This is a genomic window from Escherichia sp. 10290, from assembly GCF_030295155.1.
Lineage (GTDB): Bacteria > Pseudomonadota > Gammaproteobacteria > Enterobacterales > Enterobacteriaceae > Escherichia > Escherichia coli_F.
Window position 1 is genome coordinate 891,667 of the sequence record NZ_AP025741.1, and the last position, 22,863, is coordinate 914,529.

Sequence of the window (22,863 nt, forward strand, 5' to 3'; positions counted from 1 at the left end):
CATCATGGGAAATTAGTTATAGTTAATCTTAAAAAGCACCACGGTATCGAAGGAGCCAGCCTCAATGGGAGTGCCGGGAATAGACGAAAGTTCAGCCGTATAGGTTTTTTCGTAGATCAGCATGTCACTGGTGAAGTCGGCATATTCGCTGTATTTGTTGAAGGTATAGGGCGAAGCGTTTTCATCCAGTAAACGTAGTTTCAGACCATTACCAATCAGCAATGCTTTATCTTCTTCAACCAACGTTTCTTCGGTATAAAACGAGGAGCTGACTTTGAATCCGTCGGTACATTGATCGTTTTGTGATTTTGTCGTTTTAATACCGAATGTTTTTGTCATGTTGTGTCGCCGGATATCCAGTACATTAAATTTACCAAAATCAATGACCTGGTTGGCTGGGGTAATAGAAAAATTGACGCTGCAATCCAATACCCGAATGTTTTCCAGACCGGTAATATGATATTTCAGGTTTTGGGCGGTTGGGTCCTCATTAATGCTTCCTTCGCCATCAAATTGCACCACAATGTAATCGCTGAGCGTACTTTGATAATCATGCGGCGGTATCTCTCGTATCTTGACGTATAACCGCATGCGAGCGAGAAACGTACGCGACATATGAATATTATTGGGATCACCAGAGCAAATTTTGTTCTGCCATCCCATCGCGATGATCTGCTCAGGGGTATAAATATTAATGTTTTTGCTGTCGATGCACTGGTTAGTGTCGATGCGGCTTTTTCCCTGGTTAGCATCATAATCAACACCATTGTAAGTTACGCCGAGTTGATAATAGCGATCCTGAATTCCCGGGTACGGGTTTACCCAGGCGTAGACATGCTCGCTCTCAAAGTTGCCGTTAGTATTGTTGTCACAATAGACGGGAATTTTAATATCGTCAGACTCCCAGATCTTATCGCCGGGTTTGGCATTCCCTGGCACAGCAAATGGTTGAATAGATTCCGATTTTTCTACCGAACCACCGGATGAACCAAAGTAACAGTTCAGGGCAAGCGCAGATTTTAACGGTAGAAATAACAGACAGATGATGAGCAACAATCCCTTGCCAGCACTCATTTCTTCGCCTCCACAGCCTGTAAACGGCATTGCCCGTTACAGTTGAGCGTTGTCATGCGTAATGCGCCATAATCATCCATATAACCGAGATAAAACTGGCTGCCACTATAATTTCCAGTGGTTGTACTTACTGTACTAAAAGGCGCAATCATCACAGTTTTGAAGCCCGGGAGAACGCTTTGCTCATTTCGCCCAAGATACGCGATGGTCAGATAATAGCCAGTAGGGTTTTTTAAGCTAAGCTGATTGCCCTGCTGGCTGACCTGTAACTGCAGTTCGACCTTTTCTCCTGCTTTCTTGCGTAATGCAGACGGTCGCCAGAACACCTTGATACGGCTCTGGATGGCGACTTGCAGAACGGCATGGTCGCTGTTTTTTTCCGGGGCGGGAGGAATTTCACGCATATTGTAGAAAAATAGCGTTTCGCGATCGCCCGGTAATTTCGCGGTCGAGGCTTGCTTGACTATCCGCACCTGCGTTGTTGCTTTCGGTTCCAGACGTTGTATCGGTGGCAGGGCGACCAGAAGATCGTCGCTTTTCTCCCCTTTTTCATTTTCGAGCCAGGAATAAGCGAGGTAGGGGAGTTTATCGCTACGATTATCTACTCGCAGACTGGTAGCTTTATCATTAGCGTTAAACACAATGCGAGTGCGGTCGGGTTGTAGTGCAGCGTGGCTACACAGACTGGTAACCAACAACAAAAGGGGAAGTCCTTTCATAAATGTCATTTTCATTTCCTTAATTAATGACAAGGTAAAATCAGGCGATTTGCGGTGTCTTCCATATGTTCAGGAAGATGGATCGAGCAACGCTGACTATCACCCCAGACCACGGTAAACTTTTGATTTTCAGCGACTCCGCTTAACCAGGCGTGTCCTTCCTCGCCAACCATCCCCACGCTAATGCTGCTGCCATCCTGACGGATATCCGCACCGAGGGGAGGGAACTGACCGCTGGCGTTGCGAATGATGACGTTAATGTCTTTACCGGAACGGGATGCCAGTGATTTGTAACCTATTGCGCCTTCAATCCACGTTTCTTTGATGACGTTTTCTGTCACCGTCACGCCGTCGGGTAAGTCGTTCATGTTCACGGCCACGGTGGAAGGTTGATAACTGGAAACCAGCGGTACCACTGCAATGCCAAAATGGTTGGTGTAGTCGAGATTGCCCTGAACCGGAATATCTGCCACGCCATCGGTGCTGACCATCAGGCGTGGTTCATTGGTGGAGCTGCGGCGATGGAAGGCTGCACCATATTGCGTCGCCGTGAAAGAACCACTCCAGCTGCTGCTAACAGAACTGTAGTCATTGGCAGCATAAGTACCAGAAAGATCCCACTCACCCGCTGAACTCAGGTGCTGATAGTTACCGCTCACCTGGGCTCCATTGTCCGGACGGTCGGATTGTAGTCCAGCAGACATCCCCCAGCTATTTCGTTCATCCAGCGTATCGTTCCACGACATGCGGTGTGTGGTGCTGTGGCTACTGTTTTGCATGTCATAACCGACCCGACCACCGTTACCGAAGGGAAGCGAAATCGACAGGTAAATCTGGTTGTCGCGATCTTTATCTTCGTAATGGGTTGTATTGAATGACGTCGAAATAGAGATATCTCTCCAGTTACCAATATCAACATTAAAACCCGCCGTGATGTTGGCGGTCGTGGAGGCGTCTGCATTCCACCAGGTTTGATGCAGCAGGTTGGCGTACAGATTGAGGTTCAGTGGGGTAATCGGTTGCCCCACGGATAAGCTGATCGTCTGTTTTTCGTCCTGCGCATCGTTGTCGTTGTATTTGTGATCCAGATAGTTGGCGTAGCTGTGAAAATGACGATCTGAGAAGCGATAAGCGGCGAGCGAAATCGTGCTGTTAGTGGCATCCACTTGTTTGCTGTAATTAAAGCGGTAACTTAAGCCCCGCTCGTCCTGCTGAGTATCAAACTGACTACTGGCCCAGGTGACATCAAACGATAGCGCGCCAAGCCAGAGCATATTTTGCCCGATACCCATTGCGGCAGAATGGTAGTCGTCACCCGAAATCAGCAGGCCGCCGTACAGCGAGGTATTTGACAGCATCCCCCAGGAAACTTCATTGCTAAAAAAGGTTTCATTTTCAGTTTGATGAGACATAGATGTTCGCGGCTGACCGGCAGCAAGTTTATAGCGAACCTGCCCCTGGCGCGTAAGGAAAGGCGTCGATGCTGCCGAAACCTGGAAATTGTTCACCCGACCATCTTCTTCCGTCACTTTGACATCCAACGTACCCTGGACGGACTGATTAAGGTCATCAATGATAAACGGACCTGGCGGGACTTTTTTCTGGTAGATGACGCGGCCTGATTGACTGATCGTCACCGTGGCATTGGTTTGTGCAATACCGCTAATTTGTGGAGCGTAGCCGCGCAGTTCCCACGGTAACATCCGGTCGTCACTCGCCAGTGCCGCGCCGGTATAAGAAAAACCGTCGAAAATATTGGAACTAAAATCCGTTTCGCCGAGGGTTAATTTTGAACCTAATTGCGGTAGCGGGCGAAAAAGATAGGTACGTGATATTTCGCCTGACTGTTCATGGTTATCATTGCCATCATTTTGATTCAACTGATAGTCACTGCGTAAGCGCCATGCCCCCGCGTTAATTCCGGCTGTTCCGTAGGCGTTAAGATTAGTGCTGCTGCTGCCATCCTGTGGGCGGTTGTCAACGCCAAGATTATTGGCCGTTTTTCGCCATTTTTAATGTCCGCTATTGGTCATTAATGTTGTCCGCTTGCCGCCATTTCATCATCACTGATTGGCGTGGCGTTTTTTGCCAGCACTCCCGCTTTGCGTTTTTCCTTTAACCGGTAGCTTTCTCCTTTGATGTTCAGTGTGGTTGAGTGGTGTAGCAGTCGATCCAGGATTGCCGTTGCCAGCACGTTATCGCCGAACATCTCTCCCCAGTCGGCGAACCCTTTATTTGACGTCAGCACGATGCTCGCTTTTTCATATCGACGGTTCAGCAACCGGAAGAACAGACTGGCTTCCTCGCGGGTCATCGGCAGATAGCCTATCTCATCCAGTATCAGTACCCGGGCATAACCAAGCTGCTGTAGCTGTTTTTCCAGCCGGTTTTCCTGTTTTGCCTTCATGAGTGTGGCGATCAGCTTATCCAGTGGCATGAACAGCACCCGATGACCAGCGTCCGCCGCTTTTACCCCGAGAGCGACTGCCAGGTGCGTTTTACCCACACCAGGCGGACCCAGCAGGATCACGTTCTCGCTACGCTCCACGAACGCCAGCCCGGCCAGCTCACGGACGACCTTACGATCGATACCTGGCTGGAAGCCGAAGTCGAACTGCTCCAGCGTTTTGACCCACGGGAAGCGGGCCTGTTTCAGCCGGGACTCCATACTGCGCTGATGCCTCCCGTTCCATTCCTGCTGCAACGCCATGCACAGGAACTCGCGGTAGTTCAGTTCTTTTTTGGCCGCCTGCTCCAGCAGGCTTTCAACGTGGTAGCCCAGATGTTCCATTTTAAGACGACCCAGCAGTGTCTCCAGTTCATGCATCACAACAGCTCCTCATAGGCACTCAACGGCCTGTGTTCCACCTGACTGACCTGCTGCCAGAGTGGGGCGTGATGCTCCGGCACGGTCTGCCAGCCGTATACAGCCGAACAGAGACGGTGCGATGCTACCTGTTGCTCATTACTGTAGATCCGCAGTTCATCATCCAGCGAGATCCGTATTGATACCGGCTGGCCACACAGGCTTTCCGGCACGCTGTAACGGTTCCCGCCAACCTCGATATAGCCATCCCAGGAGACATGACGGATATCGAAGTAGCTGGTATCGAAGTCCGTACCTGGCAGCGCCTGCAGATGCACCTGTTCCTGCGTGAAGCGCTGTTCCGGTGTCTGCCTGAACTGGCGAAGTTCCCGCCTGTCGGCAACGTCAGCCATCCACTGCTCCAGTAGCTGATTAACATGGGCGAAGCTGTCGAACCGGCGGTACCGGACGAAGAAGTTTTCCTTGAGGTATTTCACCATCCGTTCCACCTTACCTTTGGTTCTGGCCCTTCGTGGACGGCAGGCCCGTGGCAGGAAGCCATAGTGATCGGCCAGCAGCAGGAACCCGGAGTTGAACACCACCTTCCCGTTGTTATTTTTCAGCACTGCGGCTTTCTGGTTATCGACCAGCACGGTTTTCACGCTGCCGCCGAAGTAGCGAAAGGCGCGGACCAGTGACTCATAGGTATGTTCAGCATCCTGCTTTGGTGCCGCGAAGACATGGAAGCGACGTGAGAACCCCAGCGTATTAACCGCGAAGTTAACCCTGCATCGTTGCCCGGCAACCTCAGCCTCAACTTCTCCCCAGTCATGCTGTAGCTGGTAACCGGGCTGAGTTTCGAAGCGAACCGTTTTCTTCGATGGCCGCATCTTACGTTTGGGCTGGATGTAGTAACGCAACATGGAACGGCCACCGGTATAACCCATCGCTTTGATTTCCGCCAGGATGACCTCGCCGTTCCAGACATTCTCAGCCAGACGCATGTCGATATAGTCCATGAACGGCTTGAGTTTGGCCATTTTGTGGCGTGTTTTTCTGGCCGGAGGTTCCGGGTATTTCAGGTACCGTCTGACAGTCCGCTCAGAGCAACCAACCTGAGTGGCAATATCAACAATATACGCACCTTGCTGGCGCATTTGCTTTATCATGTAAAAGTCCTCTCTGCTCAGCATGAGTGTTCCCTTTGTGGTGTAGGAACCTTAAGGAAACAACATGTTGGGTGGAGCGGACAATCCAAATGGTGAATTACTGTCTTATATCATTGGCGCTGACAGCGGTAGCTGCTGGCAAACAAGTTGTAATCCATCAGGACACCGGGGACACCTTCTTTCCATGTGGAGGGTGGAGTCCAGTTATCTGAGTGCCACGCCAGCCAGGCCTGTGGGATGGTGATATTCAGTTGCTGACTGGCCTGATCAAAATTGAAGAGCATTTCTGGTCGGGTGCTAAAATCGACGCACTGATTAATCAGGGGTAACGACTGACGGACTTCAGGTTTTAAGCCAAATTTATCGACCAATAAATCATTGATGCACGGAATGGTATTGTCACCCTTTTTTTGCCAGTTAATTTTTTGCCCATTACTGATTTGGTTATTATTTACTGCAATGCTGACAAAATATTCACCGGGAGCAATGACACCTTTTTCCTTTAATAATGAAATATCAATGCGCTCACGCATCGATTTGTCGAGGACATTCAGGTTGAATTCAACCGCCATGGCGGAAGGCATCGCCATGACCAGGCAGGATACAAAAGAGAGTCGATAAATATTCACGGTGTCCATACCAGATAAATATTTTAAGAAAGGCGGCAGTGATGCCGCCCAATAACGCTTATTTATAATCCAGTACGTAGGTTGCATTCGCTGTAACAGCCCCTGCCGTTACTGGTGTCGCTTGATCAATTTGTTCCATCCAGGCAAAGAAGTTCAGTGTTTGTTCACTGGACGTTGGTGCGAGGTCGATATCCGGAGAAGCAGTGCCTAAAATGATATTGCTTTGATCCTTATTCATTAAACGCACGCCGACACCGGTGGCTTCGCCAGTGCTGGTATTGTTGAGTATCGGATCTGCGCCAGTGGTTTTCGCTGAGCTATCGAAGGTGACCGCGACTTTAGAAATCTTGCCACCGGAACCGTTATTAGAGTTTTCCAGGTCGCAGTTGATTAAACGCAGGTCGACAGCAACCGCATCGCTGTGATGAGACTGATTAATGTGGCTGGTGGTCACCTGACCTAGCTCAATTTCTTTATCAATATCATCATGATGTATTTCACATGGTGCTTCTATAACCTCACCTTTAAAGTGAATTTCACCAGAACCTTCATCAGCTGCATAAACCGGTGCAGTGAATAACAGAGATACGGCCAATGCGGCCAATGTTTTTTGTCCTTTAAACATAACTGAGTCCTTTACAGAAATAGAAAAAGTATAGCGATATCAGAATATCTTATTTGATTGTCGAATGTTTTTAGTTTTACTTAAAAATATTATTAATTATATTAAATGCAAGGTTAACTAATTGATGTGATGAATTAATAATTTAATGAATGTTATCGGGGGGAATGAGAGAGATATACCTCATTTTCATGAGGTTATAAATGTAACTAAAAGCAGATACCTTAATTAAAATTTATTATTTTGCCGATAAAATGAACAATTCTATTATTTTTCAATATTAATGTCAGCCGGTTAATTAATTTTATTTTTACATTTTTTGTGTTCAGGTAGATAAAAATTAACCCGCCTTTTAAAGGCGGGTTAACAGAATTTACAGCTTAGGAATCAGCAGTTAACGTTTGATGTCGCTTTTAAAATCGCGTTTTTCATAGCCGGTATACAGCTGACGTGGACGGGCAATCTTCATGCCATCACTGTGCATTTCGCTCCAGTGGGCGATCCAGCCAACTGTACGTGCCATAGCGAATATGACGGTGAACATGGAAGACGGAATACCCATCGCTTTCAGGATGATACCAGAGTAGAAATCGACGTTAGGGTACAGTTTTTTCTCAATAAAGTACGGGTCGTTCAGCGCGATATTTTCCAGCTCCATAGCTACTTCCAGCAGGTCATCCTTCGTGCCCAGCTCTTTCAGGACTTCGTGGCAGGTTTCACGCATGACGGTGGCGCGCGGGTCGTAGTTTTTGTACACGCGGTGACCGAAGCCCATCAGGCGGAAAGAGTCATTCTTGTCTTTCGCACGACGAACAAATTCCGGAATGTGTTTAACGGAGCTGATTTCTTCCAGCATTTTCAGAGCCGCTTCGTTAGCACCACCGTGCGCTGGTCCCCACAACGAAGCAATACCTGCTGCGATACAGGCAAACGGGTTCGCCCCCGAAGAGCCAGCGGTACGCACGGTGGAGGTAGAGGCGTTCTGTTCATGGTCAGCGTGCAGGATCAGAATACGGTCCATAGCACGTTCCAGAATCGGATTAACTTCATACGGTTCGCACGGCGTGGAGAACATCATATTCAGGAAGTTACCGGCATAGGAGAGATCGTTGCGCGGGTAAACGAATGGCTGACCAATGGAATACTTGTAACACATCGCGGCCATGGTCGGCATTTTTGACAGCAGGCGGAACGCGGCAATTTCACGATGACGAGGATTGTTAACATCCAGCGAGTCGTGATAGAACGCCGCCAGCGCGCCGGTAATACCACACATAACTGCCATTGGATGCGAGTCGCGACGGAAAGCATGGAACAGACGGGTAATCTGCTCGTGGATCATGGTATGACGGGTCACCGTAGTTTTAAATTCGTCATACTGTTCCTGAGTTGGTTTTTCACCATTCAGCAGGATGTAACAAACTTCCAGGTAGTTAGAATCGGTCGCCAGCTGATCGATCGGGAAACCGCGGTGCAGCAAAATACCTTCATCACCATCAATAAAAGTAATTTTAGATTCGCAGGATGCGGTTGAAGTGAAGCCTGGGTCAAAGGTGAACACACCTTTTGAACCGAGAGTACGGATATCAATAACATCTTGACCCAGCGTGCCTTTCAGCACATCCAGTTCAACAGCTGTGTCCCCGTTGAGGGTGAGTTTTGCTTTTGTATCAGCCATTTAAGGTCTCCTTAGCGCCTTATTGCGTAAGACTGCCGGAACTTAAATTTGCCTTCGCACATCAACCTGGCTTTACCCGTTTGTTATTTGGCTCGCCGCTCTGTGAAAGAGGGGAAAACCTGGGTACAGAGCTCTGGGCGCTTGCAGGTAAAGGATCCATTGATGACGAATAAATGGCGAATCAAGTACTTAGCAATCCGAATTATTAAACTTGTCTACCACTAATAACTGTCCCGAATGAATTGGTCAATACTTCCACACTGTTACATAAGTTAATCTTAGGTGAAATACTGACTTCATAACTTTTACGCATTATATGCTTTTCCTAGTGATGTTTGTAACAACTTTGTTGAATGATTGTCAAATTAGATGATTAAAAATTAAATAAATGTTGTTATCGTGACCCAGATCACTGTTCGGGATAAAACCCGACAAACTATATGTAGGTTAATTGTAATGATTTTGTGAACGGCCTATACTGCCGCCAGGTCTCCGGAACACCCTGCAATCCCGAGCCACCCAGCGTTGTAACGTGTCGTTTTCGCATCTGGAAGCAGTGTTTTGCATGACGCGCAGTTATAGAAAGGACGCTGTCTGACCCGCAAGCAGACCGGAGGAAGGAAATCCCGACGTCTCCAGGTAACAGAAAGTTAACCTCTGTGCCCGTAGTCCCCAGGGAATAATAAGAACAGCATGTGGGCGTTATTCATGATAAGAAATGTGAAAAAACAAAGACCTGTTAATCTGGACCTACAGACCATCCGGTTCCCCGTCACGGCGATAGCGTCCATTCTCCATCGCGTTTCCGGTGTGATCACCTTTGTTGCAGTGGGCATCCTGCTGTGGCTTCTGGGTACCAGCCTCTCTTCCCCTGAAGGTTTCGAGCAAGCTTCCGCGATTATGGGCAGCTTCTTCGTCAAATTTATCATGTGGGGCATCCTTACCGCTCTGGCGTATCACGTCGTCGTAGGTATTCGCCACATGATGATGGATTTTGGCTATCTGGAAGAAACATTCGAAGCGGGTAAACGCTCCGCCAAAATCTCCTTTGTTATTACTGTCGTGCTTTCACTTCTCGCAGGAGTCCTCGTATGGTAAGCAACGCCTCCGCATTAGGACGCAATGGCGTACATGATTTTATCCTCGTTCGCGCTACCGCTATCGTCCTGACGCTCTACATCATTTATATGGTCGGTTTTTTCGCTACCAGTGGCGAGCTGACATATGAAGTCTGGATTGGTTTCTTCGCCTCTGCGTTCACCAAAGTGTTCACCCTGCTGGCGCTGTTTTCTATCTTGATCCATGCCTGGATCGGCATGTGGCAGGTGTTGACCGACTACGTTAAACCACTGGCTTTGCGCCTGATGCTGCAACTGGTGATTGTCGTTGCACTGGTGGTTTACGTGATTTATGGATTCGTTGTGGTGTGGGGTGTGTGATGAAATTGCCAGTCAGAGAATTTGATGCAGTTGTGATTGGTGCCGGTGGCGCAGGTATGCGCGCGGCGCTGCAAATTTCCCAGAGCGGCCAAACCTGTGCGCTGCTCTCCAAAGTCTTCCCGACCCGTTCCCATACCGTTTCTGCGCAAGGCGGCATTACCGTTGCGCTGGGTAATACCCATGAAGATAACTGGGAATGGCATATGTACGACACCGTAAAAGGGTCGGACTATATCGGTGACCAGGACGCGATTGAATATATGTGTAAAACCGGGCCGGAAGCGATTCTGGAACTGGAACACATGGGGCTACCGTTCTCGCGTCTTGATGATGGTCGTATCTATCAACGTCCGTTTGGCGGCCAGTCGAAAAACTTCGGTGGCGAGCAAGCGGCACGTACTGCGGCGGCAGCTGACCGTACCGGTCACGCACTGTTGCACACGCTTTATCAGCAGAACCTGAAAAACCACACCACCATTTTCTCCGAGTGGTATGCGCTGGATCTGGTGAAGAACCAGGATGGCGCGGTAGTTGGTTGTACCGCACTGTGCATCGAAACCGGTGAAGTGGTTTACTTCAAAGCCCGTGCGACTGTGCTGGCAACCGGCGGGGCAGGGCGTATTTATCAGTCCACCACCAACGCGCACATTAACACCGGCGATGGCGTCGGCATGGCTATCCGTGCAGGTGTACCTGTGCAGGATATGGAAATGTGGCAGTTCCACCCGACCGGTATAGCAGGTGCGGGCGTACTGGTCACCGAAGGTTGCCGTGGTGAAGGCGGTTATCTGCTGAACAAACATGGCGAACGCTTTATGGAGCGTTATGCGCCGAACGCCAAAGATCTGGCGGGCCGTGACGTGGTGGCGCGTTCCATCATGATCGAAATCCGTGAAGGTCGCGGCTGTGATGGTCCATGGGGGCCACATGCAAAACTGAAACTCGACCACCTGGGTAAAGAAGTTCTCGAATCCCGTCTGCCGGGTATCCTTGAACTCTCCCGTACCTTCGCACACGTCGATCCGGTGAAAGAGCCGATTCCGGTTATCCCAACCTGTCACTACATGATGGGCGGTATTCCGACCAAAGTGACCGGTCAGGCGCTGACGGTGAACGAGAAAGGCGAAGATGTGGTTGTTCCGGGGCTGTTCGCGGTAGGTGAAATCGCTTGTGTATCGGTACACGGCGCTAACCGTCTTGGCGGCAACTCGCTGCTGGACCTGGTGGTCTTTGGTCGCGCAGCGGGCCTGCATCTGCAAGAGTCTATTGCCGAGCAGGGCGCACTGCGCGATGCCAGCGAGTCTGATGTTGAAGCGTCTCTGGAGCGTCTGAATCGCTGGAACAACAACCGTAATGGTGAAGATCCAGTGGCGATTCGTAAAGCACTGCAAGAATGTATGCAGCATAACTTCTCGGTCTTCCGTGAAGGTGATGCGATGGCAAAAGGGCTTGAGCAGTTGAAAGTGATCCGCGAGCGTTTGAAAAATGCCCGTCTGGATGACACTTCCAGCGAGTTCAACACCCAGCGCGTTGAATGCCTGGAACTGGATAACCTGATGGAAACGGCGTATGCAACGGCTGTTTCTGCCAACTTCCGTACCGAAAGCCGTGGCGCGCATAGCCGCTTCGACTTCCCAGATCGTGATGATGAAAACTGGCTGTGCCACTCCCTGTATCTGCCAGAGTCGGAATCCATGACGCGCCGAAGCGTCAACATGGAACCGAAACTGCGCCCGGCATTCCCGCCGAAGATTCGTACTTACTAATGCGGAGACAGGAAAATGAGACTCGAGTTTTCAATTTATCGCTATAACCCGGATGTTGATGATGCTCCGCGTATGCAGGATTACACCCTGGAAGCGGAAGAAGGTCGCGACATGATGCTGCTGGATGCGCTTATCCAGTTGAAAGAGAAAGATCCCAGCCTGTCGTTCCGTCGTTCCTGCCGTGAAGGTGTGTGCGGTTCCGACGGTCTGAACATGAACGGTAAGAATGGTCTGGCCTGTATTACCCCGATTTCGGCACTCAACCAGCCGGGCAAGAAGATTGTGATTCGCCCGCTGCCAGGTTTACCGGTGATCCGCGATTTGGTGGTAGACATGGGACAATTCTATGCGCAATATGAGAAAATTAAGCCTTACCTGTTGAATAATGGACAAAATCCGCCAGCTCGCGAGCATTTACAGATGCCAGAGCAGCGCGAAAAACTCGACGGGCTGTATGAATGTATTCTCTGCGCATGTTGTTCAACCTCTTGTCCGTCTTTCTGGTGGAATCCCGATAAGTTTATCGGCCCGGCAGGCTTGTTAGCGGCATATCGTTTCCTGATCGATAGCCGTGATACCGAGACTGACAGCCGCCTCGACGGTTTGAGCGATGCATTCAGTGTATTCCGCTGTCACAGCATCATGAACTGCGTCAGTGTATGTCCGAAGGGGCTGAACCCGACGCGCGCCATCGGCCATATCAAGTCGATGTTGTTGCAGCGTAATGCGTAAACCCAGGCCTGATAAGACGCACAAGCGTCGCATCAGGCAACCAGTGCCGGATGCGGCGTGAATGCGTTATCCGGCCTACAAAAGAAATGCAGGAAATCTTTAAAAACTGCCCCTGACACTAAGACAGTTTTTAAAGGTTCCTTCGCGAGCCACTACGTAGACAAGAGCTCGCAAGTGAACCCCGGCACGCACATCACTGTGCGTGGTAGTATCCACGGCGAAGTAAGCATAAAAAAGATGCTTAAGGGATCACGATGCAGAACAGCGCTTTGAAAGCCTGGTTGGACTCTTCTTACCTCTCTGGCGCAAACCAGAGCTGGATAGAACAGCTCTATGAAGACTTCTTAACCGATCCTGACTCGGTTGACGCTAACTGGCGTTCGACGTTCCAGCAGTTACCTGGTACGGGAGTCAAACCGGATCAATTCCACTCTCAAACGCGTGAATATTTCCGCCGCCTGGCGAAAGACGCTTCACGTTACTCTTCAACGATCTCCGACCCTGACACCAATGTGAAGCAGGTTAAAGTCCTGCAGCTCATTAACGCATACCGCTTCCGCGGTCACCAGCATGCGAATCTCGATCCGCTGGGACTGTGGCAGCAAGATAAAGTGGCCGATCTGGATCCGTCTTTCCACGATCTGACCGAAGCAGACTTCCAGGAGACCTTCAACGTCGGTTCATTTGCCAGCGGCAAAGAAACCATGAAACTCGGCGAGCTGCTGGAAGCCCTCAAGCAAACCTACTGCGGCCCGATTGGTGCCGAGTACATGCACATTACCAGCACCGAAGAAAAACGCTGGATCCAACAGCGTATCGAGTCTGGTCGCGCGACTTTCAATAGCGAAGAGAAAAAACGCTTCTTAAGCGAACTGACCGCCGCTGAAGGCCTTGAACGTTACCTCGGCGCAAAATTCCCTGGCGCAAAACGCTTCTCGCTGGAAGGCGGTGACGCGTTAATCCCGATGCTTAAAGAGATTATCCGCCATGCTGGCAATAGCGGCACCCGTGAAGTGGTTCTCGGGATGGCGCACCGTGGTCGTCTGAACGTGCTGGTTAACGTGCTGGGTAAAAAACCGCAAGACTTGTTCGACGAGTTTGCCGGTAAACATAAAGAACACCTCGGCACGGGCGACGTGAAATACCACATGGGCTTCTCGTCTGACTTCCAGACCGACGGCGGCCTGGTTCACCTGGCGCTGGCGTTTAACCCGTCTCACCTTGAGATTGTAAGCCCGGTAGTTATCGGTTCTGTTCGCGCCCGTCTGGACAGACTCGATGAGCCGAGCAGCAACAAAGTGCTGCCAATCACCATCCACGGTGACGCCGCAGTGACCGGGCAGGGCGTGGTTCAGGAAACCCTGAACATGTCGAAAGCGCGTGGTTATGAAGTTGGCGGTACGGTACGTATCGTTATCAACAACCAGGTCGGTTTCACTACCTCTAACCCGCTGGATGCCCGTTCTACGCCGTACTGTACTGATATCGGCAAGATGGTACAGGCACCGATTTTCCACGTTAATGCGGATGATCCGGAAGCCGTTGCCTTTGTGACCCGTCTGGCGCTCGATTTCCGTAACACCTTTAAACGTGATGTCTTCATCGACCTGGTGTGCTACCGCCGTCACGGCCACAACGAAGCCGACGAGCCGAGTGCAACTCAGCCGCTGATGTATCAGAAAATCAAAAAACATCCGACGCCGCGCAAAATCTACGCTGACAAGCTGGAGCAGGAAAAAGTCGCGACGCTGGAAGATGCCACCGAGATGGTTAACCTGTACCGTGATGCGCTGGATGCTGGCGATTGCGTGGTAGCAGAGTGGCGTCCGATGAACATGCACTCTTTCACCTGGTCGCCGTACCTCAACCACGAATGGGACGAAGAGTACCCGAACAAAGTTGAGATGAAGCGCCTGCAGGAACTGGCTAAACGTATCAGTACGGTGCCGGAAGCGGTTGAAATGCAGTCTCGCGTTGCCAAGATTTATGGCGATCGCCAGGCAATGGCTGCCGGTGAGAAACTGTTCGACTGGGGCGGCGCGGAAAACCTCGCTTACGCCACGCTGGTTGATGAAGGCATTCCGGTCCGCCTGTCGGGTGAAGACTCCGGTCGCGGTACCTTCTTCCATCGTCATGCGGTGATCCACAATCAGTCCAACGGTTCCACTTACACGCCGCTGCAACATATCCATAATGGTCAGGGCGCGTTCCGCGTCTGGGACTCCGTACTGTCTGAAGAAGCAGTGCTGGCGTTTGAATACGGTTATGCCACCGCAGAGCCGCGCACGCTGACCATCTGGGAAGCGCAGTTTGGTGACTTCGCTAACGGTGCGCAGGTGGTTATCGACCAGTTCATCTCCTCTGGCGAACAGAAATGGGGCCGGATGTGTGGTCTGGTAATGCTGCTGCCGCACGGGTATGAAGGGCAAGGGCCGGAGCACTCCTCCGCGCGTCTGGAACGTTATCTGCAACTTTGTGCTGAACAAAACATGCAGGTGTGCGTACCGTCTACCCCGGCACAGGTTTACCATATGCTGCGTCGTCAGGCGCTGCGCGGGATGCGTCGTCCGCTGGTGGTGATGTCGCCGAAATCCCTGCTGCGTCATCCGCTGGCGGTTTCCAGCCTCGAAGAACTGGCGAACGGCACCTTCCTGCCTGCCATTGGTGAAATCGACGAGCTTGATCCGAAGGGCGTGAAGCGCGTAGTGATGTGTTCTGGTAAGGTTTATTACGACCTGCTGGAACAACGTCGTAAGAACAATCAACACGATGTCGCCATCGTGCGTATCGAGCAACTCTACCCGTTCCCGCATAAAGCGATGCAGGAAGTGTTGCAGCAGTTTGCTCACGTCAAGGATTTTGTCTGGTGCCAGGAAGAGCCGCTCAACCAGGGCGCATGGTACTGTAGCCAGCATCATTTCCGTGAAGTGATTCCGTTTGGGGCTTCTCTGCGTTATGCAGGCCGCCCGGCCTCCGCCTCTCCGGCGGTAGGGTATATGTCCGTTCACCAGAAACAGCAACAAGATCTGGTTAATGACGCGCTGAACGTCGAATAAATAAAGGATACACAATGAGTAGCGTAGATATTCTGGTCCCTGACCTGCCTGAATCCGTAGCCGATGCCACCGTCGCAACCTGGCATAAAAAACCCGGCGACGCAGTCGTACGTGATGAAGTGCTGGTAGAAATCGAAACTGACAAAGTGGTACTGGAAGTACCGGCATCAGCAGACGGCATTCTGGATGCGGTTCTGGAAGATGAAGGTACAACCGTAACGTCTCGTCAGATCCTTGGTCGCCTGCGTGAAGGCAACAGCGCCGGTAAAGAAACCAGCGCCAAATCTGAAGAGAAAGCGTCAACTCCGGCACAACGCCAACAGGCGTCTCTGGAAGAGCAAAACAACGATGCCTTAAGCCCGGCGATCCGTCGCCTTTTGGCTGAACACAATCTTGATGCCAGCGCCATTAAAGGCACCGGTGTAGGTGGTCGTCTGACCCGTGAAGATGTGGAAAAACATCTGGCGAAAGCCCCGGCGAAAGAGTCTGCACCAGCAGCAGCTACTACGGCGGCGCAACCGGCTCTGGCTGCACGTAGCGAAAAACGTGTTCCGATGACTCGCCTGCGTAAGCGTGTGGCAGAGCGTCTGCTGGAAGCGAAAAACTCTACTGCCATGCTGACCACGTTCAACGAAGTCAACATGAAGCCGATTATGGATCTGCGTAAGCAGTATGGTGAAGCGTTTGAAAAACGTCACGGCATCCGTCTGGGCTTTATGTCCTTCTACGTTAAAGCAGTGGTTGAAGCCCTGAAACGTTATCCGGAAGTGAATGCTTCTATCGACGGCGATGATGTGGTTTACCACAACTATTTCGACGTCAGCATGGCGGTATCTACGCCGCGCGGCCTGGTGACGCCGGTTCTGCGTGATGTCGATACCCTCGGCATGGCAGACATCGAGAAGAAAATTAAAGAGCTGGCAGTTAAAGGCCGTGACGGCAAGCTGACGGTTGAAGATCTGACCGGTGGTAACTTTACCATCACCAACGGTGGTGTGTTCGGTTCCCTGATGTCTACGCCTATCATCAACCCGCCGCAGAGCGCAATTCTGGGTATGCACGCTATCAAAGATCGTCCGATGGCAGTGAATGGTCAGGTTGAGATCCTGCCGATGATGTACCTGGCGCTGTCCTACGATCACCGTCTGATCGATGGTCGCGAGTCCGTGGGCTTCCTGGTAACGATCAAAGAGTTGCTGGAAGATCCGACGCGTCTGCTGCTGGACGTGTAGTAGTTTAAGTTTCACCTGCACTGTAGACCGGATGAGGCATTATCGCTTTCTCCGGCAATTGAAGCCTGATGCGACGCTTAACGCGTCTTATCAGGCCTACGGGAAGCACCGATGTAGGTCGGATAAGGCGCTCGCGCCGCATCCGACACGCGATGCCTGATGCGACGCTTGCGCGTCTTATCAGGCCTACGGGTGACCGACAATACCCGGAAGCGATACGAAATATTCGGTCTACGGTTTAAAAGATAACGATTACTGAAGGATGGACAGAACACATGAACTTACATGAATATCAGGCAAAACAACTGTTTGCCCGCTATGGCTTACCAGCACCGGTGGGTTATGCCTGTACTACTCCGCGCGAAGCAGAAGAAGCCGCTTCAAAAATCGGTGCCGGTCCGTGGGTAGTGAAATGTCAGGTTCACGCTGGTGGCCGCGGTAAAGCGGGCGGTGTGAAAGTTGTAAACAGCAAAGAAGACATCCGTGCTTTTGCAGAAAACTGGCTGGGCAAGCGTCTGGTAACGTATCAAACAGATGCCAATGGTCAACCGGTTAACCAGATTCTGGTTGAAGCAGCGACCGATATCGCTAAAGAGCTGTATCTTGGTGCCGTTGTAGACCGTAGTTCCCGTCGCGTGGTCTTTATGGCCTCCACCGAAGGCGGCGTGGAAATCGAAAAAGTGGCGGAAGAAACTCCGCACCTGATCCACAAAGTTGCGCTTGATCCGCTGACTGGCCCGATGCCGTATCAGGGACGCGAGCTGGCGTTCAAACTGGGTCTGGAAGGTAAACTGGTTCAGCAGTTCACCAAAATCTTCATGGGCCTGGCGACCATTTTCCTGGAGCGCGACCTGGCGTTGATCGAAATCAACCCGCTGGTCATCACCAAACAGGGCGATCTGATTTGCCTCGACGGCAAACTGGGCGCTGACGGCAACGCACTGTTCCGCCAGCCTGATCTGCGCGAAATGCGCGACCAGTCGCAGGAAGATCCACGTGAAGCACAGGCTGCACAGTGGGAACTGAACTACGTTGCGCTGGACGGTAACATCGGTTGTATGGTTAACGGCGCAGGTCTGGCGATGGGCACCATGGACATCGTTAAACTGCACGGCGGCGAACCGGCTAACTTCCTGGACGTTGGCGGTGGCGCAACCAAAGAACGTGTAACCGAAGCATTCAAAATCATCCTCTCTGACGACAAAGTGAAAGCCGTTCTGGTTAACATCTTCGGCGGTATCGTTCGTTGCGACCTGATCGCTGACGGTATCATCGGCGCGGTAGCGGAAGTGGGTGTTAACGTACCGGTCGTGGTACGTCTGGAAGGTAACAACGCCGAACTCGGCGCGAAGAAACTGGCTGACAGCGGCCTGAATATTATTGCAGCAAAAGGTCTGACGGATGCAGCTCAGCAGGTTGTTGCCGCAGTGGAGGGGAAATAATGTCCATTTTAATTGATAAAAACACCAAGGTTATCTGCCAGGGCTTTACTGGTAGCCAGGGGACTTTCCACTCTGAACAGGCCATTGCATACGGCACTAAAATGGTTGGCGGCGTAACCCCAGGTAAAGGCGGTACTACCCACCTTGGTCTGCCGGTGTTCAACACCGTGCGTGAAGCCGTTGCTGCCACTGGCGCTACCGCTTCTGTTATCTACGTACCGGCTCCGTTCTGCAAAGACTCCATTCTGGAAGCCATCGACGCAGGTATCAAACTGATTATCACCATCACTGAAGGCATCCCGACGCTGGATATGCTGACGGTGAAAGTGAAACTGGACGAAGCTGGCGTACGCATGATCGGCCCGAACTGCCCGGGCGTTATCACTCCGGGTGAATGTAAAATCGGCATCCAGCCTGGTCACATTCACAAACCGGGTAAAGTGGGTATCGTTTCCCGTTCCGGTACACTGACCTATGAAGCGGTTAAACAGACCACGGATTACGGTTTCGGTCAGTCGACCTGTGTCGGTATCGGCGGCGACCCGATCCCTGGTTCTAACTTTATCGACATCCTCGAAATGTTCGAAAAAGATCCGCAGACCGAAGCGATCGTGATGATCGGTGAGATCGGCGGTAGCGCTGAAGAAGAAGCGGCTGCGTACATCAAAGAGCACGTTACCAAGCCAGTTGTAGGTTACATCGCTGGTGTAACTGCGCCGAAAGGCAAACGTATGGGCCACGCGGGTGCCATCATTGCCGGTGGGAAAGGGACTGCGGATGAGAAATTCGCTGCTCTGGAAGCCGCAGGCGTGAAAACCGTTCGCAGCCTGGCTGACATCGGTGAAGCTCTGAAAACTGTTCTGAAATAAATACTTGTAATAAGAAATAGCCCTCGCCGCTTCCCTCTACAGGAATGGCGAAGGGCTGTCGGTTTCGACATGGTTGGCCATCATATGATGGCCTTTTTTATGCTTTAAACGTTAACCACGGTCGAAATCTGACCGCTGGCTGAATTAATCCGGCTTCTTGTTGAGCTTCGATAACCGGACCAATATCTTTATAAGCCGCTGGCGCTTCTTCAAGACGTCGTTCTTCGCGCAATGTGACGCATTGCCACGGCAGCGTTGACTCTTCAGTCGCGCGTGAGCGCATGGCCTGCCGACGCTGGCTGCGTCCTGCTCCGTGACTGCATGACCACAGCCACTCCGGGTTGCCGCAACCTACCGCAAGCCACGAATAATCGCCCATTGAACCAGGGATTAACGCCAGATTGCCCACTCGTGCCGGTGTTGCGCCTTTGCGATGAATATTCATTTCATGCTCGCGAAGGATGATGTTATGTGGCACATCCACCACCAGATGCGAATTGTCCTGATGAAAGAGATTGGCAAGACATACGCGCACCATTTCGGCAATTGTCACGCGATTTAACCACGCGTAACGCGCCGCCATTCCTATCGCTTGTAGATATTCCTCCGCCAGTCCGCCTGCCAGACCATATAACCCGCTTTGTGGATGTTTATGTCCGGTGGGCCATTCAGCACGGGCGCGATCCATCCAGCGTCTTCCGACGTAAAAGCCAACATCTCGCGATCCACTGTGGATCATCACCACAATATCGCCTGTTTTCAGCCCTTGTTGCCAGGCTACATGGCGATCAACCACGCTATCAACGACCTGAAGTTCAATAAAATGATTACCTGAACCCGGCGTACCCAGACAAGGATCGCGGAGTAATGCGCGGTCCGTTGCCAGCAGGGCGGGTGGGGCATAACGCGAATGACTGTTATGCTCGTTAAGCCCAATGCAGCGGTCAATCTCTTGTACCATTCGGGGGATATTCGTGCGTGTCCAGAGACCTGCTGATGGCAAGGTCGACACGCAATCTGCCGGTCCGCCATCAAAAAGCGCGGTGAACGCCTGTGCGGATAACGGAACATCGCGCTCATTTTGCAGTAGCACTTGCGTTAACCGCTGAGCGATGACGTCTTTATGCGCTTCGGCTTGCTCAAGTGTTAATCCGGTCGTCAGCAGCCGCATGCCACAAGAAATATCGGTGCCGATGGCGGCGGGAATGACTAAATCCGGCGTTGAGGCCACCACCGCGCCAACGGGGACGCCATTGCCGGGATGAAAATCTGGCGTCGCGCACGTCTGGCGTACGTAACCTGGATGGCCTGGTATCTTCACTTCTGCAAAATCAAGCAGTTGTGTCACTGCTTTTTCTTCCAGCGGCAGTTCGTCCGGCAGCAGTACGCGGGCACTGGCTCCTGATGGACGACATAATGAAACAATATTGTTGGCACGGGAAAGTTGGATCCCTTTGCGCAGAAAGGCTTTATCAAGCCTTAAAAGATGATGCATAACGCTGTCCTGAAATATAGACGTTAAACAACCCCCTGTATTGCGAGGGTAATTTTGTCTTTCCGGTCAGCAGCCAGCAAAAGGGAAAGAAAACGCGCGTAGTGTATGTGGCGATAGCAAGTTTTACAAGTGGTAAATCTGGCTTATTGTTAAAGAGGAATTATCTTTTGTGAAGTCTTTTAAGGCTATGACTCATTCAATTTAACCGGACATAGATAATATATAACATAGGGTATATAAATTTATCATTGTATACTTGTCATAATTCAAGTTGCATGTGCTGCATCGATGTTCGCTCACCCAGGTCACTTACTTATGTAAGCTTCTGGAAATTCATTATTTGTTCCCTTCCTGCAACTTGACTTATTTAGAGTATATTCATGTATATGAATAATATTCTTGCAATAATAGCTTTAAAGTATTGCATGCGGATAACTGAGGTGAAATTCCTGTTTTAGGATTATTGTCACTTTATTTTCCTGGTTAGACATATAGCTGACTGGTTTGTTTATTTGAATTATGATATTCATTAGTGCTACTGTTTTTTATAAAATAATTTTTGAGTTGTTATTTTTTCACGGACGGCATTATGCGAGGAAAAATACCTAAAACGGAGCTGCTGGTGACTTTTGAGGTCGTCGCACGACATGAAAGTTATACCAGAGCGGCTGAGGAGTTAGCGTTAACCCAAAGTGCTGTATTCAGACAAGTAAGTGCGCTGGAGGAATTTTTACATACTCCGTTATTTTCACACTCTAAAAAACGCATTTTTCTTAATGATGCAGGGAAGTATTACCTGGGGATAGTAAAAGAAACATTAAATAAGCTGGAACGCGATACCAATACGATTATGACCTGGCAGCCTACGGTTCAGGTTATTGAACTTGCCGTTAATCCTACGTTTAGTACCCACTGGTTAATCCCAAATTTACATGAATTCACAAAGTTACATCCCGATATTATTGTTAATATTCATTCTTTAGCTAATAACGGCGATTTTCTTAATCGGGAGTACGATGCTGTCATTATGCGCGAAAATTTTTGCGCGCCCTGGGCGGAAGTAGAATATCTCTTTGAAGAGGAGATTTTGCCGGTATGCAGCGGCAGTTTGCTTGCAATGTCCGATCAAAAACTGTCAGTGGCAGAACTGCTTACTGAGTTACCACTTCTGCATCAAAGCACCCGTATTACTGGCTGGGAAGAGTGGTTTGCTTTATCTGGCGTTAGCAGTCCGCTGGTCAATAACGGACCACGTTTCGATTTGCTTTCAATGCTGATTGCCGCCGTGCGCTCTAATCTCGGCGTGGCGCTGTTACCACGGTTCGCTATTCAACATGATTTGGATAGTGGCGATATGGTGATCCCCTGTGATGTGCCTATTCGTACCGGTAATCGTTTTATTATGACGTGGCAGGAAGAGAAGTCTGACTCTCCGCACTTGCAGCAATTTCGTGAATGGTTGCTGGCGAAATCGGTCGTACCGCAGGAGATGTAAAACCTGCGCCTGGCGGGATGCCAGGCGCAGTTATTACCAGTCGATCCCCGGCTGGGCCTGAATGCCGTTATCAAAAGCATGTTTGACGGGGCGGATTTCTACCGTATCCGCCATTTTTAATATCTGACTGTGGCAACCGCGTCCGGTGACAATGACACTTTGTTGTGCCGGACGGTTTTGCAGAGAAGTGATCACTTCTTCTGTATCCAGATAATGGTAAGCCAGCATATAGGTGAGCTCATCAAGCACCACTAAGTCGTAACGCTTGTCAGCCAGCATCCGTTTGCTTTCCGACCAGACCTCTTTCGCCGCATCGATATCCGCTTGCCGGTTCTGAGTCTCCCAGGTAAAACCGGTTCCCATAATATGAAACTCAACCCCCAGCGGCTGGAGAAGGTTGTATTCGCCGTTGTCCCATTGCCCCTTGATGTACTGTGCAACCCCCACCGTTTTGCCATGACCCACCGCGCGCGTCACAGTACCAAACGCGGCAGTGGATTTCCCTTTGCCGTTGCCGGTGAAAACAATCAAGATCCCTTTTTTCTCTATCGCCGCCGCGACGCGCGTATCGACCTGTTCCTTCAATTTCTGCTGGCGCTGCACATGCCGTTCAGTTGAAATTCGCGCTTCCATTCATTTT

General features: G+C 50.7%; 18 protein-coding genes and 2 pseudogenes. 9 read left to right on the forward strand and 11 right to left on the reverse strand.

The features are described from left to right. Nucleotides 1–12: 12 nt before the first annotated feature. The 9 genes and pseudogenes from QUE74_RS04250 to QUE74_RS04290 form a co-directional block, all read right to left on the reverse strand. Nucleotides 13–1,074 carry a fimbrial protein gene (locus QUE74_RS04250; protein WP_001272406.1) on the reverse strand — a complete coding sequence of 354 codons (1,062 nt, stop codon included), beginning with the start codon at nt 1,072–1,074 and terminating at the stop codon, nt 13–15. After that, nucleotides 1,071–1,802, reverse strand: coding sequence for a fimbrial biogenesis chaperone (locus QUE74_RS04255; protein ID WP_000143540.1), 732 nt, complete (start codon nt 1,800–1,802; stop codon nt 1,071–1,073). The genes QUE74_RS04250 and QUE74_RS04255 overlap by 4 nt, the downstream gene beginning before the upstream one ends. Nucleotides 1,803–1,816: 14 nt before the next feature. Next, a pseudogene (locus QUE74_RS04260) lies at nt 1,817–3,766 on the reverse strand (fimbria/pilus outer membrane usher protein); the annotation flags it as partial. A 59-nt stretch (nt 3,767–3,825) separates the two neighbouring features. After that, on the reverse strand, nt 3,826–4,620 hold the full coding sequence (gene istB, locus QUE74_RS04265; RefSeq protein WP_000544800.1) for an IS21-like element helper ATPase IstB: 795 nt from the start codon (nt 4,618–4,620) through the stop codon (nt 3,826–3,828). Continuing rightward, complete coding sequence (gene istA, locus QUE74_RS04270; protein ID WP_000952431.1) at nt 4,620–5,792, reverse strand: IS21-like element ISEc62 family transposase; 1,173 nt, start codon at nt 5,790–5,792, stop codon at nt 4,620–4,622. The genes istB and istA overlap by 1 nt, the downstream gene beginning before the upstream one ends. Before the next feature lie 95 nt (nt 5,793–5,887). Next, nucleotides 5,888–6,406, reverse strand: a pseudogene (locus tag QUE74_RS04275) (FimD/PapC N-terminal domain-containing protein); the annotation flags it as partial. Between the two features lie 49 nt (nt 6,407–6,455). After that, on the reverse strand, nt 6,456–7,022 hold the full coding sequence (locus QUE74_RS04280) for a fimbrial protein (RefSeq protein ID WP_000472411.1): 567 nt from the start codon (nt 7,020–7,022) through the stop codon (nt 6,456–6,458). Nucleotides 7,023–7,413: 391 nt separating this feature from the next. Continuing rightward, nucleotides 7,414–8,697: a citrate synthase gene (gltA, locus tag QUE74_RS04285; protein ID WP_000785834.1), complete on the reverse strand. Its 1,284-nt coding sequence runs from the start codon at nt 8,695–8,697 to the stop codon at nt 7,414–7,416. Between the two features lie 205 nt (nt 8,698–8,902). Next, the gene (locus tag QUE74_RS04290) at nt 8,903–9,010 is read right to left on the reverse strand and encodes a hypothetical protein (protein ID WP_123057340.1); all 108 of its coding nucleotides are present in this window, start codon (nt 9,008–9,010) and stop codon (nt 8,903–8,905) included. Between the two features lie 380 nt (nt 9,011–9,390). Between QUE74_RS04290 and sdhC the strand changes: the two genes are divergently transcribed. The 8 genes from sdhC (at nt 9,391) to sucD (ending at nt 19,233) form a co-directional block, all read left to right on the forward strand. Beyond that, nucleotides 9,391–9,795: a succinate dehydrogenase cytochrome b556 subunit gene (gene sdhC, locus QUE74_RS04295; protein WP_000263355.1), complete on the forward strand. Its 405-nt coding sequence runs from the start codon at nt 9,391–9,393 to the stop codon at nt 9,793–9,795. Continuing rightward, nucleotides 9,789–10,136: a succinate dehydrogenase membrane anchor subunit gene (gene sdhD / locus QUE74_RS04300; RefSeq protein WP_000254365.1), complete on the forward strand. Its 348-nt coding sequence runs from the start codon at nt 9,789–9,791 to the stop codon at nt 10,134–10,136. The genes sdhC and sdhD overlap by 7 nt, the downstream gene beginning before the upstream one ends. Further along, nucleotides 10,136–11,902, forward strand: a complete 1,767-nt coding sequence (gene sdhA / locus QUE74_RS04305; protein WP_000775547.1) for a succinate dehydrogenase flavoprotein subunit — start codon at nt 10,136–10,138, stop codon at nt 11,900–11,902. The genes sdhD and sdhA overlap by 1 nt, the downstream gene beginning before the upstream one ends. Before the next feature lie 15 nt (nt 11,903–11,917). Beyond that, nucleotides 11,918–12,634 (forward strand): succinate dehydrogenase iron-sulfur subunit SdhB, encoded by a 717-nt coding sequence (sdhB, locus tag QUE74_RS04310; protein ID WP_001235263.1) that lies wholly within the window; start codon nt 11,918–11,920, stop codon nt 12,632–12,634. 254 nt (nt 12,635–12,888) lie between these two features. Then, the gene (gene sucA / locus QUE74_RS04315; protein ID WP_001181463.1) at nt 12,889–15,690 is read left to right on the forward strand and encodes a 2-oxoglutarate dehydrogenase E1 component; all 2,802 of its coding nucleotides are present in this window, start codon (nt 12,889–12,891) and stop codon (nt 15,688–15,690) included. A gap of 14 nt (nt 15,691–15,704) precedes the next feature. Then, nucleotides 15,705–16,922, forward strand: a complete 1,218-nt coding sequence (gene odhB, locus QUE74_RS04320; protein WP_000099835.1) for a 2-oxoglutarate dehydrogenase complex dihydrolipoyllysine-residue succinyltransferase — start codon at nt 15,705–15,707, stop codon at nt 16,920–16,922. A gap of 275 nt (nt 16,923–17,197) precedes the next feature. Further along, nucleotides 17,198–18,364 (forward strand): ADP-forming succinate--CoA ligase subunit beta, encoded by a 1,167-nt coding sequence (sucC, locus tag QUE74_RS04325; protein WP_001048602.1) that lies wholly within the window; start codon nt 17,198–17,200, stop codon nt 18,362–18,364. Beyond that, nucleotides 18,364–19,233: a succinate--CoA ligase subunit alpha gene (gene sucD, locus QUE74_RS04330; protein WP_000025458.1), complete on the forward strand. Its 870-nt coding sequence runs from the start codon at nt 18,364–18,366 to the stop codon at nt 19,231–19,233. The genes sucC and sucD overlap by 1 nt, the downstream gene beginning before the upstream one ends. Before the next feature lie 97 nt (nt 19,234–19,330). Here the strand turns inward: sucD and QUE74_RS04335 are convergent, their stop codons facing one another. Beyond that, the gene (locus tag QUE74_RS04335; protein WP_000546464.1) at nt 19,331–20,728 is read right to left on the reverse strand and encodes an RtcB family protein; all 1,398 of its coding nucleotides are present in this window, start codon (nt 20,726–20,728) and stop codon (nt 19,331–19,333) included. Nucleotides 20,729–21,317: 589 nt separating this feature from the next. On the opposite strand from QUE74_RS04335, the gene QUE74_RS04340 reads away from it, so the two are divergent. Continuing rightward, entirely contained in the window at nt 21,318–22,223 is a 906-nt protein-coding gene (locus QUE74_RS04340; protein ID WP_001214260.1) for a LysR substrate-binding domain-containing protein, read from the forward strand. A gap of 33 nt (nt 22,224–22,256) precedes the next feature. On the opposite strand, the gene cobO is transcribed toward QUE74_RS04340, so the two are convergent. Next, a complete protein-coding gene (cobO, locus tag QUE74_RS04345; protein ID WP_286331899.1) occupies nt 22,257–22,856 on the reverse strand; it encodes a cob(I)yrinic acid a,c-diamide adenosyltransferase in 600 nt (199 codons plus the stop codon). Nucleotides 22,857–22,863: the final 7 nt, after the last annotated feature.

Bases quoted from the DNA above. Each gene is read 5' to 3' on its own strand.
- QUE74_RS04250 (WP_001272406.1), bottom strand. From the start codon at position 1,074: ATGAGTGCTGGCAAGGGATTGTTGCTCATCATCTGTCTGTTATTTCTA.
- QUE74_RS04255 (WP_000143540.1), bottom strand. From the start codon at position 1,802: ATGACATTTATGAAAGGACTTCCCCTTTTGTTGTTGGTTACCAGTCTG.
- istB (WP_000544800.1), bottom strand. From the start codon at position 4,620: ATGCATGAACTGGAGACACTGCTGGGTCGTCTTAAAATGGAACATCTG.
- istA (WP_000952431.1), bottom strand. From the start codon at position 5,792: ATGCTGAGCAGAGAGGACTTTTACATGATAAAGCAAATGCGCCAGCAA.
- QUE74_RS04280 (WP_000472411.1), bottom strand. From the start codon at position 7,022: ATGTTTAAAGGACAAAAAACATTGGCCGCATTGGCCGTATCTCTGTTA.
- gltA (WP_000785834.1), bottom strand. From the start codon at position 8,697: ATGGCTGATACAAAAGCAAAACTCACCCTCAACGGGGACACAGCTGTT.
- QUE74_RS04290 (WP_123057340.1), bottom strand. From the start codon at position 9,010: ATGCGTAAAAGTTATGAAGTCAGTATTTCACCTAAGATTAACTTATGT.
- sdhC (WP_000263355.1), top strand. From the start codon at position 9,391: ATGTGGGCGTTATTCATGATAAGAAATGTGAAAAAACAAAGACCTGTT.
- sdhD (WP_000254365.1), top strand. From the start codon at position 9,789: ATGGTAAGCAACGCCTCCGCATTAGGACGCAATGGCGTACATGATTTT.
- sdhA (WP_000775547.1), top strand. From the start codon at position 10,136: ATGAAATTGCCAGTCAGAGAATTTGATGCAGTTGTGATTGGTGCCGGT.
- sdhB (WP_001235263.1), top strand. From the start codon at position 11,918: ATGAGACTCGAGTTTTCAATTTATCGCTATAACCCGGATGTTGATGAT.
- sucA (WP_001181463.1), top strand. From the start codon at position 12,889: ATGCAGAACAGCGCTTTGAAAGCCTGGTTGGACTCTTCTTACCTCTCT.
- odhB (WP_000099835.1), top strand. From the start codon at position 15,705: ATGAGTAGCGTAGATATTCTGGTCCCTGACCTGCCTGAATCCGTAGCC.
- sucC (WP_001048602.1), top strand. From the start codon at position 17,198: ATGAACTTACATGAATATCAGGCAAAACAACTGTTTGCCCGCTATGGC.
- sucD (WP_000025458.1), top strand. From the start codon at position 18,364: ATGTCCATTTTAATTGATAAAAACACCAAGGTTATCTGCCAGGGCTTT.
- QUE74_RS04335 (WP_000546464.1), bottom strand. From the start codon at position 20,728: ATGCATCATCTTTTAAGGCTTGATAAAGCCTTTCTGCGCAAAGGGATC.
- QUE74_RS04340 (WP_001214260.1), top strand. From the start codon at position 21,318: ATGCGAGGAAAAATACCTAAAACGGAGCTGCTGGTGACTTTTGAGGTC.
- cobO (WP_286331899.1), bottom strand. From the start codon at position 22,856: ATGGAAGCGCGAATTTCAACTGAACGGCATGTGCAGCGCCAGCAGAAA.